This is a genomic window from Methylomonas lenta (genome assembly GCF_001644015.1).
Lineage (GTDB): Bacteria > Pseudomonadota > Gammaproteobacteria > Methylococcales > Methylomonadaceae > Methylomonas > Methylomonas lenta.
On sequence record NZ_LUUI01000061.1, the window covers coordinates 1 to 13,595 of the forward strand.

Here is a 13,595-nt window from a genome sequence, read left to right on the forward strand (position 1 = left end):
TAAAACCGCTGACAGTAGCTGGATCTCTACGCCGGACAATCTGCTCCGCTTTGAAAAGTTTTCGCCGCCAATAAACGAACTGGTGATAGATCAGATCATGGGCCTGACAAAATTGACTGCCGGATAAACCAGAGGCCTGGTACGCATCAATACGGGCCCGCCATTCAGCTTGTCGGTTTTGGCCAAGGGTGTCGTTCATGTGCCTATACCTCAATCAAGTTAATGTGAGACACAGTATGCCGCCGACTGGCGGGGAATTTAAGAGGCGGATTTAAGGGCGCTTACGAAAATACAGCCATGGTTTTATTCTATGGCTGTATTCGAAGCATGAATTCATAGAAACAGATGGTTGATTGGATTAACCACAGCATCAATTTTTAATTTTGGAATGCCTGTAATTCGCCCCAAATTTATATTCTCAAGACTATTGTATGTAGCAACAGAAATTCATCTGACAGACTGAATATTTAGTGTCTGCTAAGTGCTAAGTTACTGACATAGGAAAATATGCAAGGTGAATGTCACTTGTGGGTTGTTACATGCCTTAGGCTTCGTCAAAGCCATGAAATTTGAGTGTCAGCAATTGAGACTGGCTTTATTCAATCAGCCAATTTGCGACATGCAGAGTGTCTACAGGATTATTTGCTAGGCTAAATTTAGTGTTTACAATTAACCCCGCATGAGATAAAACTAATATTCGGCAGCACGGGCGGCGCAATCACAAATATCAGACATTCACTGCCTCTTTTTGCACCCACGGGATCAGGATGGCTCGAAAATGTTTATCAATCTGCGCGACATGAAAGTCGGCGACTGGGGACGCGTCGCCAGTTACGATCAAAATCTATTGCCTTACCGGCAAAAACTATTAGCCATGGGCTTGACGCCCGGCACGGAATTCAAAGTTATACGAGTCGCGCCTTTAGGCGATCCGATTGAAATCCGCATGCGCGGCACCGATCTCAGTTTGCGTATGGATGAAGCGGCCGGCTTGAACATCAAACTCATGCACAGCCTCGCACAGCCTTCACAAACCATCTCTCAGGAAGCATACACCATCGCCGTCATCGGCAATCCCAATAGCGGAAAAACCACCCTATTCAATAGCCTGACCGGCGCACGACAGCATGTGGGCAATTGGGCCGGGGTTACTGTCGAGCGGAAAACCGGCATTTACCGTTACTGTAACAAAGCCGTCGAAGTAGTCGATTTGCCCGGCATTTATACCTTGGACATCAACGAAAAGTTTACCTCGCTGGATGAAAAAATCGCCCGCGAATACATCTTGTCTCAAAAAGCCGATCTAATCATCAACATCGTCGACACCTCGCATCTGGAACGCAATCTGTACCTGACCACACAGCTGCTGGAAATGCACTTGCCGATGCTGGTGGTGCTGAATAACATGGACGATGCCACGGGTTGCGATCTAAAAATCGACAGCGACGAAATCGCCCGTCGACTCCAGTGTCCGTTGGTGTCGCTGGTGGCCACTCGTGCAGACGACACCCGGAAATTGAAATCCAGCATCGATCGTTTGGCGGAACATAACATCCTGGCGAATTTTGCCATCAGCTATCCCACAGCGATTCAAGCGGCGCTGGAAAGTTTGACGCCGCTGGTCGAACAACAACTGGAAAAACGCGCTGGCGATGCTCGTTGGTTTGCGTTAAAACTACTGGAGCAAGATGGATTTGCACTCGGTCAGGCCAATACAACCCTAACTGAAACGGCAGCACAATTGCGCCGTGCAATCGAAGTCGAGCTTGGCGACGAAATCGACATCGCGATCGCGGATAGTCGCTACGGTTTTATCAATCTTCTGGTACAGGAAACGCTGCAGCGACAGTCGGAAATCGGCCGCGACCTATCCGATAAAATCGACAGAGTGGTGCTACACCGTGTTTTCGGGATTCCGATCTTCTTCGGCATGATGTATTTGATGTTTACCTTCACGATCAAACTCGGTCGCGCCTTCAAGCCGTTTTTCAACGATCTGGCCCAGGCACTCTTCGTTGATGGTCTCGCGCATGGCTTGGCGTTACTGGACAGTCCATCCTGGCTGATCATGCTGGCAGCGCAAGGCGTCGGCAACGGTATTCGCGAAGTGGCCGCTTTTATTCCGATTTTGGGTTTTCTGTATTTGTTTATCTCGGTACTGGAAGAATCGGGCTATATGGCTAGAGCAACCTTTGCGATGGATAGATTGATGCGCGGATTGGGCTTGCCCGGCAAAGCCTTCGTGCCGATGATCCTGGGTTTTGGTTGTAATGTGCCGGCCATGCTGGCAACCCGTACGCTGGAACATCCCCGCGACCGCCTGTTGAGCATTCTGTTGAATCCCTTCATGACCTGCGGGGCACGCCTGGCGGTTTTCACCTTATTTGCCGCTATATTTTTCCCGGACAACGGCGAGGTGATCATTTTTATCCTGTATTTGATAGGGGTGATGTTCGCCGTGTTGACCGCGCTGCTCCTGAAGCACACCTTCCTGAAAGAGGCATTCTCTTTGGTATTGATGGAAATCCCCAACTACCATGTGCCTAAGCTTAAAAATGTGCTGATCAACACCTGGACCCGGGTCGAGACTTTTGTCATGCGGGTTGGAAAAATCATCATCAGCATGGTCCTGATACTGAATATTCTCAGTTCACTAGGGACGGACGGCTCCTTTAAAGCCAATAACATCGAACACTCGGTACTCAGCGCTGTCGGACGCACTGTGACGCCGGCACTGACGCCGATGGGTATAGACCAAGACAATTGGCCGGCCACGGTTGCGTTGTTCACCGGTATTTTGCATAAAGTCGTTGCGATCAGTACCCTGAAAACGATATACGCGGAATCCAATCAAGCTAAATCAGCCCATCAGGCTGCAGCGTTTGATTTAGCCACCGCCGTCAAACAGGCCTTTATGACCATTCCGATGGGCTTGAAAAAAATGTTGGGCATAGCCTCCGTCACTCAGTCGGTAGGACAGGATCATTTTGCTGCCGCACTGCAGACGCATTTTCACGGCCAAATCGGTGCATTTGCCTATTTGCTGTTCATGCTGCTGTATTTTCCATGTATTGCCACATCGGCGGCGGCTTACCGCGAATCCAGCCTGCGCTGGTCGGTGTTCATGGTGTTGTGGGCCACCGGTTTGGCTTATCTGACCGCGACGCTGTTTTATCAACTGGCGACCTTTAGTCAGCATCCGCTCTCTTCGAGCAGCTGGCTGTTGGGGATAATCGCCATTACCAGCACTGTGGTGCTGGTATTCCGTTACTGGGGCAAACATCGCACAAGCGATATTTGAACCTGCAAAAGGATAATTTTATGCCTTATAAATACTATTTCGACAAAATCGACGCCGAATTGCTGAAAATCAGTCCGCGCGGCGACATCATGCTGCTGCGCGTTATCGCCGCGGTCATTCCTGTAGTGATGTTCGGCTTGGATGCGCTCTATGACCTGCCGGTTTTATTTTGGCTGGGCATGCCGTTTTATCTGGTCTGCCTGGGTATTTATCTTGAGGCCTTGCTAAAAACCATACTGTTCATGCATAAAGTCTCGGCGGAGTTGTTAATCGTACTGGTAATGACAGTGACACTGATTGACGGCGCACCTCTGAGCGGGGCGATGGTGGCCTGGTTTATTGGCTTGGGTTTATACATCTCGTTTACGATTATTCGCAAGAACCGGGAAAAAATCGAAAGCTTGATTCAGGAAGGCAAAAAAACCGCCCAAGTGCTAAGAGATGACAATGTTGAGGAGATACCGATCAACCGGGTTCGTCAGCATGATGTGGTGCTGATTCCGAAAGGTGCGATGGTGCCGGTAGACGGCATCATCATCGAGGGCAACTCGGCTATCGACGAATCCACGATTACCGGCGAACCTTTTCCCGTCTATAAAGCAATCGGCGCCGAGGTGACCTCCGGTACCCTGAATCTTACCGGTCCGTTGCAAGTCAAGGCAGACAAAAACGGTGACGATTCATTTTTGTCCGTGATTACCCAGGAAATCGAAAACAGCCTGCTGAATAAATCGGCGCTACAAAAGCGGGCCGATACTACGGTACAAATTCTGCTGCTATCGGTCACAGCTTATTCATTTTTACTGTTGTTTATCACCGGCAGTCTGCATCTGATGGCGACGGCACTGGCGGTGGTCTGCCCTTGCGCCTGGGCGCTGGCGACACCGACGGCATTCGCCGCCAATATCGGCCGTTTGGCCCGCTCCAATATCCTGGCCAGAGGCGGCGAACCGTTGGAAAGCATGCAGGATATTAAAACCCTGATTCTGGATAAAACCGGTACAGTCACCTTGGCGGAACCCGAAGTCAGCCGGATTATCGAAATCGGCATGCCGCGGCAGCAATTATTGCAACTGGCTGCTTCGATTGAATCCCGCTTCGATCATCCAATTGCGCGCGCCATCATCAACTTCTCGAAAGCGCAGGGAGTAACCCAATTGCTGCCGGTCGAGCAGGCGGAAGATTTGCCTGGTCGAGGCATACAGGCTCGTGTTGAGCAACAGGATATTTTGATAGGGAGTGCCGAAACGCTTAGCTACCAGGATATTGAATTGCCTGCCATCGAGTATGCCGGCCGCGCCATTTGGCTGGCCGTAGACCGCGAAGTGAAAGGCGTCATAGTGATTCGCGACATCATGCTGTCGGAAATGCAAGGCTTAGCTGACACCATTCATGCTTGCGGGATAGAAAAAGTCATTCTGGCGACCGGCGACAACGAAGAGCAGGAGGCCAAGCGGGTGGCCGACTTTATCAATGCCGACGAATATTATTTTAATTGCACACCGGAGTATAAAACCGAGCTGGTCAAAAAATACCAGATCCAGGGTAAAGTGGCGATGGTGGGCGATGGTGTCAACGATGCACCGGCCCTGGCAGCTGCCAATGTGGGTATTGCCATCGGCGGACATAAAAACGTCAATCTGGCGATTGTTTCGTCGGATGTGGTCATTCTCGGCAATGATGCCCAGGATTTGGTGACCATTTTGCGGCTCAGCCATAAAATGGGCGGCATTATTCGGCAAAACTATCTATGGGCGGTCAGTTTCAACAGTATCGGTCTGGCCATGGCCACCTTCGGCCTGCTCAACCCTATCCTTGCAGCCTTATTGCATCATGTCAGTTCGGTATTCGTGGTCGTCAATGCCGGTCGGCTGTATTTCACCGGTATCGAACAATCCATCATCGGTCCTGTGTTTGAAAAAATGGATCAGATGGTTAGCCGCGAGCAGCACTGTCAGCCCGAGCTGTTAGCAGCTGCCCCTGAAATAGTTGCAGAACCAGAGCGCTGATCATGTTGCTGTGGATAGTCGGCTTCAGTATCTTGGGTAGCATTGGTGCGGTCGGTTGTTCCGTCTTGCTTTTGGTTTTTCCGGAAGGTATTCGTAAGGTGCTGGTGCCTTATCTGGTTAGCTATGCCACCGGCACTTTGCTCGGTTCCGCGTTTCTGGGCATGATTCCCGCCGGGCTTGAACGGGCTCCGTCACACGCATTCATGGCGACGGTATTAGCCGGCATGGTGGCGTTTTTCGTTTTGGAGAAACTGGTTATCTGGCGCCACTGCCATGATGCCGATTGCGATGTTCATGGCCGTGCCGCACCCTTGATTCTAATCGGCGATGCCTTCCATAATTTTGTCGACGGCGTGGTGATCGCCGCAGCCTTTCTGACCTCGATTCCGTTGGGCGTCGCGACATCGTTAGCGGTCATTGCGCACGAAGTGCCGCAGGAGGTCGGCGACTTTGCCATCCTGTTAGACAGCGGCTATAGCCGAACCAAGGCCTTGTTGCTGAATGGGCTGTCATCCACCAGTACTCTTCCCGGCGCACTGTTCGCCTATTTCTGGCTGGCCGAGATGAGCCAGGCGGTACCCTATATTTTGGCGATTTCCGCCGCCAGTTTCATCTATATCGCAACTGCTGACCTGATTCCTGGATTGCACCGGCATGTCACGCCTATGGCCTCGTTGCGTCAACTATTGCTGTTGCTGGCAGGCATTGCCAGCATCCTGTTCTTTCACTTAGGAGCTTAAGATATGAACGAGCTATCGGAGATTGAAATTCACGCACTGAATGAAGTACTCGATGACGAGTATCATGCCTTCGCGACTTACGAACAAGTACTTGCCGATTTCGGCGATGCGCAGCCGTTTAGTAATATTCGCGATGCTGAAGGCCGACATATTGAGGCGCTTTATGCGCTGTTTGCGCGCTATGGTCTGTCTGTGCCGGAAAATCCCTGGCCGGGAAAAGTTGAGCGATACGCCAATCTGCAAGCCGCTTGCGAAGCCGGCGTCGCCGCCGAGATCGCCAATGCCGAACTCTACGAACGCTTGCTTAAAACGATAGTGCATCCGGACATAGTCAGGGTGTTCCACAATCTTAGAGATGCTTCGCAGTTGCGGCATCTGCCGGCATTTCAGCGTTGTGCGCAAGGTTCTTCAATGGGCGGCGGTCACCATGGACGCGGCTCAGGACACCAAGGCCGGCATAGAGGGCGATCATGAGTGCGATCACAAACAGACATAACTTGTGCCATGCCTAGAATAGCTCCATTCGAGACTGTCAAGTTCAACCTGTCTTCCGTTAACTTTGGAATTACAACATTAAGCTGCTAGCCTTTTATTTTGAAAATGTTGATTAGATTGCCTGTTTGAAATCTTCAATTATGAAGTAATGACTGAATTCACATCGCCAAGGAAACTAATGATATGACTGACAATGAACATAAACTTATACTCGCGCGCCGTCGCTTTATACGCAATGCTGGCACACTCGCTTTAGCTGCCCCATTAATAAGTCGTGCCGCACAAGATACAGGCGAAGGTGTTACTTTTGCGGGTGGTGAGCGTCCGTTAGTGCAGTTCCCAGGCAAACGTAAACTCATTCTTGTACATAGTCGCCCACCACATTTGGAAACTCCATTTAACACATTTAATGAAAGCGTAATTACTGCGAATGATGCTTTTTACGTGCGTTACCATCTGGCGAACTTCCCTACTACTATCGATCTGGCAGAGTACCGTTTAAATATCACAGGCGCTGTTAAAAAGCCGCTGAGTTTATCCCTGGATGAACTTAAATCAATTGTTGAACAAGTCGAGCTCGTTGCTGTTAATCAATGTTCGGGTAATAGCCGAGGTTATTCTTCCCCGCGAGTGTTCGGCGCACAGTTAAGCAATGGAGCTATGGGTAATGCTCGATGGACTGGCGTGTCACTAAAAGCTGTATTGGAAAAAGCAGGCGTGTTATCTGATGCCAAACAAGTTGTTTTCAACGGCCTAGATAAGCCTGTTCTCCCTACAACACCCGACTTTCATAAAACACTTGATATTGAGCATGCACTAAGCCCGGAACCCATGTTGGCTTGGGCAATGAATGGGGAAGATCTTCCTTTCTTAAATGGCTATCCTCTTAAACTGATTGTACCGGGGTATTTTGGCACTTACTGGGTGAAACATTTATCCGATATTGTGGTGTTAGACCATGCCTATGAAGGGCATGATGCTTTTTTTATGAGCAAAGCCTATCATCTCCCTGATAATGACTGCATGTGCGTTGCACCAGGTACGGCAGCAGATAAAACACGACCGATATCAAGCTTGCCAGTGCGTAGCTTTATTACGAGTGTTATGGCGGGTGATCAGTTACCTGTAAATCGCAGTGTGGAATTAAAAGGCATTGCTTTTGATAGTGGAGAAGGCTTAAAAAGTGTCGATGTGTCAGTCGACGGTGGACAAACATGGAAGGCTACAACATTATCTGAAAGTCTGGGACGCTTCTCGTTCCGGGAATGGAAACTGGACACCACTTTTAGGCAAAAAGGCAATGCAGTGCTTATGGTACGTGCAGGTAACAATAAGGGAGAAGTGCAACCTGTTAAAGCGGATTGGAACCCAGGTGGCTATCGTCGTCATGCGATTGAAACAACCCCTGTGACTATTGTTTAAGGATAAATCATGCAAGCAATAAACTATTTTCGCTCAATCCTAGCCTTTTCATTTATTTTTTTAGCCACTTCTTCTCAAAGCTTAGCCGCTCCAAATCAAATAAAGTTACCGCCAGAAACGGCTAAGTTACCCGTGTCTGATCTACCCGGATACAATCTTGCCACTCAGAAATGCATGATTTGTCATTCTGTTGATTATATTCAGTATCAGCCTCCTGGTATGAGCCAGGCTCAGTGGACTGCTGAGGTGGCTAAAATGGAACATTCTTATGGCGCTTCATTGAGTAAAGCCGACATTAAAAGCATTGGGGCATATCTTGCCGTAGTGTATGGCACTGCAAAAGCCACGGATAGCGGAATTATAGCCGCCTCTGTTGTCAACCCACCCAAAGCTGAAGCCGCTCCGCAGGCACAAGATCTACTTAATTCGAACGGCTGTATGGGATGCCATGCTATTGACGAAAAGAGGCTAGGCCCATCATTTAAAACAATAGCATCAAAATATCAACAACAAGCAGAAGCTCAAAATATGCTTGCAAGTTCGATGCAAAAAGGTGGCGTGGGTAAGTGGGGCGAAATACCTATGCCGCCTATGGCTAGCTTAAATGCCGAGCAAGCTAGGATACTAGCCAAGTTTATATTAGAGCAGCAATAGACACATTCACGGAGGGTGAAAACTACCTCGGGCCGGAGGCGATCATAAAATGTAGCTTGGGCTGAATAGAATGAAGCCCAACGAAATATTTATTGATGCTTATGCCCATGCTCGTGCGGTTCTAAAGGTTCGGTTTTCAAATTACCGTTTAAAAAGTCCTCTACAGCTTGATCAGGATCGGTCTCCTTGGTGATCAATGCCTGGATATTTTTTTCTTGTAAGCGCCTAGCCAAGCCGGTCCCCATGCCGCCCGCGATCAATACTTGCACGTCATCCAAAGGTGATGGCTCCCAGCGTGATGACTCATGAAAAGACTGTTCTTTTGGCAGTTCCAGCATTTCTTTCGCGGCGATGACATCGTTATCGATAGTATAAATCCAGAACTTTCTACAGCGGCCGGTATGGCCGGTGATCTCTTTTCGATTTTGACTAGCAACTGCAATTTTCATAGTAATTCTCGATATTTGCGGGCTTAAATCATGTTTGATTTCGGCTATTTAGAAATAATTGGGGGGCAATAGAGGTTCGATACCTTCAAATTCGGCACTCGGATGATGCTTGGTAATTAATTGCCGAATCGCATCGATGCGTTCTTTTGCAATATCGATCATAACTAAAAATTCGCCGCGCTCAATCGCATCCGCATAGTCCCTGACTCTGGAATTGCCAACCTGAAGACCCGACAAACCGCTCATCATGGCACCAATAGTAGCGCCAAAAACCAAAACCCCAAGTACAGGGCCGCCAGCAATAGCAAACCCGGCAAAGCGCAATCCCACAAGCCCTGCCAACAAACCGGTGGTCGCCCCCAAAGCCGCGCCACGTTCGACTGCCGGTATAAAGTCGGTTTTTTCTAATATCCCGGCTTCGGGCATATTTTCTAAAGGTGTGTCTCGTTTTGCCAACACATGAATGTACCGTTCTTCTATACCTTCGGCGCGTAATTCATCAACGACTTTATGCGTCGTTTCGATATCCGGGGCTAAAAAATAGATTCTTCTCATGGTCTACTCCTGTTTTATTTAAATTGAAATTGTCAGCATAAAACTCAGATTACTGGATGTCTTCAGTCGTTAGTTGTGTGAGTGGCTTTCCTTTATACTCACCCGTCAGCGTTTGCAGGAAAGCAACCATATTGGCAATTTCATCCTTAGTAAAAGCTTTGTCGAGCTGAACATTGCCCATAACCCGAACCGCTTCGGCAAGATTATCAACCGAACCGTCGTGGAAATATGGGAAGCTTAGTTCGATATTGCGTAATACAGGCACTTTGAAGAAATGACGGTCTTGCTCCTGTTTGGTGACATTGAACCTACCATTATCGGCTTCGGTCAGTTCGCCGCCGCGTTGTTTGAAATAATCTTGCTTGACGCCCATTTTTTCATACGACAGGCCGCCCAGCGCGGGACCGAAGTGACAGGATGCGCAATTTGTCTTGAATAACTGATAACCCTGTATTTCGTCGTTACTCAGAATGGCGGTATTTCCACGCAAATATTGATCGAAGCGGGAGTTGCCGGTTAGCAGGGATTGTTCGAATACCGCAATCGCATCGGTAACTGTAGTTTTGTTGAGGCCTTGCTCAGGATAAAGTTCGGCAAAGGCCTGCTGATAGTCGGGAACTTGCTTGAGTTTTTCGACGACTTCATCCCATTTTGCGCCCATTTCAATAGGATTGGCAACCGGGCCGGCAGCTTGTTCCTGCAAGTCCTTGGCGCGGCCGTCCCAGAATTGGGCGATGTTGTACATGGCGTTATAGACAGTCGGCGAGTTGATCGGCCCCTGTTGTCCGCGTATGCCGGTGGCGACTTTAGCTTGATCGGTGCCGCCGCGAGTCAGATCATGACACGACGCGCAGTTTAGGGTGTTATCACCGGATAATAGGCGATCGTGGAACAGTTTGTTACCTAAGCTCACTTTACCCATATCCAACTCGACCGTCAGCGGCAAAGGTTGCACCGGTTCGCCTTTAAACTCAGCGGTGGCGTCCTGGCTCCACGGCGATTTCGCCCGCTGTTCAGCAATCCAGGTAAGGATGGTTTTCCTTTCGTCGTCAGTCAAACTATCAGTCCAATGCATTAACAGATATTCTGTTGGCGGCATGCTGTCGTTACTAACGACGTACTCCAGCCTAGCCAACTGCAAAGGGGTAAATGCTGTCTCGCCACTAAATAACTCTTTCGACAGACTCAGCCTGGCACTGGCCTGCTGCATATCCTTTTCCATCAACTGCTTGGCGATTGGGAAATCCGCATAGAACGGTTTACGCAGCATGCCTGGCGCATGACAGTCAACACACTTATTCTGCATGATCTGTGAAACCTTTCTGAAACTATCCGAGCTGTTCAAACCAGCCGGGATCAATTCGTTTTTACCCTGCAAGCCTATCAGGTTGGAGATGGGGAAAAATAAAATAATGGCCAGCAGCGATAGTATTAATAGCGGGAATTTCTTCATCATTTAATTCCTAATAAATAAGAGGATTCTTATATAGTGTAGACGATAAAGCGTTTTAAAGATAATCAGTGTCAATCGAGTTTGTTGAAAAATAAAGTAGCCGGATAACGTTCATTCCTAGCCAAAATAGCAGGCAGTAGCTAGCGGGTTAATCATTCATCAGCACCTTTATAGTATATAAACCTCCGATGCCATGCGGATAATCCTGGCTATACGCGGCTAGCGCTCCGGATATAGTGGCTATCAACATAAATATCGTAAGTCCAAACATCACTCTGCTTATGATTGCTTTCGCTGCAAACATATCGGGTTTTGAAAATAGCGCAGCTAGCATTGCCAGAATTAAGGCCATCCCAATTGAGCCAAGTCCTGCCAGGTCAGAGGTACACCAAGGACATTTATGCGTCACTTCAGGCTGAAAATAATTACAGTCGAAATAAAACCTTTGCCACGGCCAGTCGCAATGGCATTGAAATAATAGTCCACAAAGAGGCGTTATGATGATCGCTCCAATCAGTACCGTTAGCGATACTACGATTGCTGCAACTTTGTCATAAGCGGCTAACCAGTGAAACATTTTTTCCATCGAGGTTATTTTTTGTTGAGGTTACGCTTGGGTAAGGGTATCTCGTTGCGCAGCCCAAAACAAGCAAATGAAGAATGATATCAGTTAGTGTGGAAGCAAAATTTGCAAGAACCGGGGTGGAGAGCAGCGCGATATCAAGCCCGCTTGGCGACCACCAGGAAGACTGGATAGGCTTTATCGCCTTTATTTACCGTATGGGCCGTTACAAAGTGGATGTCCTTGAAACCCTGTTCCGACAGTATCGACCGGAAAGCATCCTGGTTGAAGCCATGATGGTAAACGCCTTGAATATCGGCAGGGTGAAATGTGCCATCTTCCGCGTCCAAGTCAGCGAGTGCAATCTTGCCGCCGGGTTTCAGATGTTCGGCAAAGCAGGCAATCAGTTGCTCGGTGTTTTCCACGTGATGCAGGGCCATGGCACTGACGATGAGATCAAAACGGTCTGATAACGGATTTTCCAGAATATTTCGGCAGAGCGCTTCAACCTGGCCGTGCAAATCCGCTTTGGCCATCAGTTTGTCCAACATGGCTTGCGATACATCGACGGCTATTACTCTTTCGACCTGATCCGCGATTTGCGAAGTAATCAAGCCGGTGCCCGCGCCAAAGTCCATCACGGTCATGCTATTGTCTAATTTTACGTTGGCATGAATGGCTGCGCCAATGCCGATGGACAGGCCTCTGACCATGTCGTTGGCATCCCAGTCCTGGGCCTTTTCTTTAAATAAATCGGTCATAGCGGGCAATTCCTCGATCGTTACAATAAATAGAATTTACACATGTTTGCACTCTGAGGTCGATTGCATTTCAAGCAAGAACCACCCAGTGAGTACTTGCGTTTCCCCGGCATCTTTTAGGCGATGATCTATAGCATCCTGAGGTGCAAAAATATCAGGGCGCTGATTTATAGTCTTGATGGTTATAATCCAGCTTTTGCTGAGTTCACCCTAGGTGTCAGGGCTTTGATTTCGCGGGAGATCATCGCATAAAGCTCTGTGGTCCATGCGGGAAGGTTGGCGTCAGCTTGCAGAGAGTAGATTCTGGGGTCGTGCGGGGCAATCACAACTTTCACATTTTCCACGCCCACTTGCGCGGTGAGTACAAAAAGCTCCTCTATCGTTTCATCGCCCATAGCCAGACAACCAATGGATACGGCATCGCCATGGATAAAAATATCCGAACCAGGCTTGCTGCGTCCTTCCTGCCAGGCATGGAAAAGGTCGAATTCGTTGGGATAATTTATTTTCATCGACAAGTGGTAATGGCTGTTGGGGTTCAGACCCTCGATACGGTAAATACCTTCCGGCACCTGCTTGTCGCCTTGTCGCAATTTGGGGCCGCTCACGCCACTGGCAGCCTGCACGTCATAGTTGCGGATGAACTGAAATTCGCCGCTGTCTCTGGCCCATAGCTCCAGTTTCATTTCTTGTTTCAAGGCGATGAAAATGACTTCCCTTGGCGGATAGGAAACCTTGGCCTTGGAAAAATAAGGTTTGAGTTTATTTGTGGCGTAGCTGCCGTAAATTTGCAGAATATCTTCCTTAGTCCGTTGACCGATGGGCGGTGGAAAATAATAGGGGGTTCGGCTAGCCTGGGTTTGAGGTTTAACGGCAGTAGTACTGACTTTTTTTCCAACGGGTTTGTGGTCAGAGCACGCACTTAGCAATTCTATTAAGGCCAAGACGGCAATGATTTTGGCTCTTGATTTCATAAGGCGCGCTTAAAAAAAGTGTAGACCGGAATAGTTTAGGTAATTTCGCAATATATTCGCAAGCTCTAAGTCTGCGTTATCAGCAGAAAGCACTCGATCATGCTCAAGACGTGTGACAACTCATTGGCGTATTCACGCGTTTAAGTCAGGCAATGATACTATCCTCCGACTTGTGGTAAATCAACTAGCTGACACTCTGACCATCACTGCCATTAAGTTA

At 48.6% G+C, this 13,595-nt stretch carries 13 protein-coding genes; 6 read left to right on the forward strand and 7 right to left on the reverse strand.

What is annotated here, in order from left to right; translation table 11 throughout:
- A partial coding sequence (gene tnpA, locus A1359_RS04165) for an IS66 family insertion sequence element accessory protein TnpA (protein ID WP_408606524.1) occupies window positions 1–199 on the reverse strand: 199 nt, incomplete at its 3' end.
- Window positions 200–778: 579 nt separating this feature from the next.
- Here tnpA and feoB point away from each other — a divergent pair.
- From feoB to sorB, 6 genes are all read left to right on the forward strand, one after another.
- Complete coding sequence (gene feoB, locus A1359_RS04170; protein WP_083960487.1) at window positions 779–3,301, forward strand: Fe(2+) transporter permease subunit FeoB; 2,523 nt, start codon at window positions 779–781, stop codon at window positions 3,299–3,301.
- 20 nt (window positions 3,302–3,321) lie between these two features.
- On the forward strand, window positions 3,322–5,310 hold the full coding sequence (locus A1359_RS04175; RefSeq protein ID WP_066978449.1) for a heavy metal translocating P-type ATPase: 1,989 nt from the start codon (window positions 3,322–3,324) through the stop codon (window positions 5,308–5,310).
- A 2-nt stretch (window positions 5,311–5,312) separates the two neighbouring features.
- A complete protein-coding gene (locus A1359_RS04180; protein ID WP_332310061.1) occupies window positions 5,313–6,050 on the forward strand; it encodes a ZIP family metal transporter in 738 nt (245 codons plus the stop codon).
- Window positions 6,051–6,053: 3 nt separating this feature from the next.
- Window positions 6,054–6,524, forward strand: a complete 471-nt coding sequence (locus A1359_RS04185; RefSeq protein WP_066978455.1) for a ferritin-like domain-containing protein — start codon at window positions 6,054–6,056, stop codon at window positions 6,522–6,524.
- Between the two features lie 204 nt (window positions 6,525–6,728).
- Window positions 6,729–7,967: a SorA family sulfite dehydrogenase catalytic subunit gene (gene sorA / locus A1359_RS04190; protein ID WP_066978458.1), complete on the forward strand. Its 1,239-nt coding sequence runs from the start codon at window positions 6,729–6,731 to the stop codon at window positions 7,965–7,967.
- A 9-nt stretch (window positions 7,968–7,976) separates the two neighbouring features.
- Window positions 7,977–8,621: a SorB family sulfite dehydrogenase c-type cytochrome subunit gene (sorB, locus tag A1359_RS04195; RefSeq protein WP_066978461.1), complete on the forward strand. Its 645-nt coding sequence runs from the start codon at window positions 7,977–7,979 to the stop codon at window positions 8,619–8,621.
- Between the two features lie 89 nt (window positions 8,622–8,710).
- Here sorB and A1359_RS04200 read toward each other — a convergent pair whose 3' ends face one another.
- From A1359_RS04200 to A1359_RS04225, 6 genes are all read right to left on the reverse strand, one after another.
- Window positions 8,711–9,070: a NifB/NifX family molybdenum-iron cluster-binding protein gene (locus tag A1359_RS04200; protein WP_066978464.1), complete on the reverse strand. Its 360-nt coding sequence runs from the start codon at window positions 9,068–9,070 to the stop codon at window positions 8,711–8,713.
- 48 nt (window positions 9,071–9,118) lie between these two features.
- The gene (locus A1359_RS04205) at window positions 9,119–9,625 is read right to left on the reverse strand and encodes a DUF1269 domain-containing protein (protein ID WP_066978467.1); all 507 of its coding nucleotides are present in this window, start codon (window positions 9,623–9,625) and stop codon (window positions 9,119–9,121) included.
- A 49-nt stretch (window positions 9,626–9,674) separates the two neighbouring features.
- On the reverse strand, window positions 9,675–11,081 hold the full coding sequence (locus A1359_RS04210) for a cytochrome c peroxidase (protein WP_232322106.1): 1,407 nt from the start codon (window positions 11,079–11,081) through the stop codon (window positions 9,675–9,677).
- Between the two features lie 145 nt (window positions 11,082–11,226).
- Complete coding sequence (locus tag A1359_RS04215; RefSeq protein ID WP_157200463.1) at window positions 11,227–11,664, reverse strand: hypothetical protein; 438 nt, start codon at window positions 11,662–11,664, stop codon at window positions 11,227–11,229.
- Between the two features lie 134 nt (window positions 11,665–11,798).
- Entirely contained in the window at window positions 11,799–12,401 is a 603-nt protein-coding gene (locus A1359_RS04220) for a class I SAM-dependent methyltransferase (protein WP_066978476.1), read from the reverse strand.
- A 182-nt stretch (window positions 12,402–12,583) separates the two neighbouring features.
- On the reverse strand, window positions 12,584–13,375 hold the full coding sequence (locus tag A1359_RS04225) for a L,D-transpeptidase family protein (protein WP_066978479.1): 792 nt from the start codon (window positions 13,373–13,375) through the stop codon (window positions 12,584–12,586).
- Between the last annotated feature and the right edge of the window lie 220 nt (window positions 13,376–13,595).

Bases quoted from the DNA above. Each gene is read 5' to 3' on its own strand.
- feoB (WP_083960487.1), top strand. From the start codon at position 779: ATGTTTATCAATCTGCGCGACATGAAAGTCGGCGACTGGGGACGCGTC.
- A1359_RS04175 (WP_066978449.1), top strand. From the start codon at position 3,322: ATGCCTTATAAATACTATTTCGACAAAATCGACGCCGAATTGCTGAAA.
- A1359_RS04180 (WP_332310061.1), top strand. From the start codon at position 5,313: ATGTTGCTGTGGATAGTCGGCTTCAGTATCTTGGGTAGCATTGGTGCG.
- A1359_RS04185 (WP_066978455.1), top strand. From the start codon at position 6,054: ATGAACGAGCTATCGGAGATTGAAATTCACGCACTGAATGAAGTACTC.
- sorA (WP_066978458.1), top strand. From the start codon at position 6,729: ATGACTGACAATGAACATAAACTTATACTCGCGCGCCGTCGCTTTATA.
- sorB (WP_066978461.1), top strand. From the start codon at position 7,977: ATGCAAGCAATAAACTATTTTCGCTCAATCCTAGCCTTTTCATTTATT.
- A1359_RS04200 (WP_066978464.1), bottom strand. From the start codon at position 9,070: ATGAAAATTGCAGTTGCTAGTCAAAATCGAAAAGAGATCACCGGCCAT.
- A1359_RS04205 (WP_066978467.1), bottom strand. From the start codon at position 9,625: ATGAGAAGAATCTATTTTTTAGCCCCGGATATCGAAACGACGCATAAA.
- A1359_RS04210 (WP_232322106.1), bottom strand. From the start codon at position 11,081: ATGATGAAGAAATTCCCGCTATTAATACTATCGCTGCTGGCCATTATT.
- A1359_RS04215 (WP_157200463.1), bottom strand. From the start codon at position 11,664: ATGGAAAAAATGTTTCACTGGTTAGCCGCTTATGACAAAGTTGCAGCA.
- A1359_RS04220 (WP_066978476.1), bottom strand. From the start codon at position 12,401: ATGACCGATTTATTTAAAGAAAAGGCCCAGGACTGGGATGCCAACGAC.
- A1359_RS04225 (WP_066978479.1), bottom strand. From the start codon at position 13,375: ATGAAATCAAGAGCCAAAATCATTGCCGTCTTGGCCTTAATAGAATTG.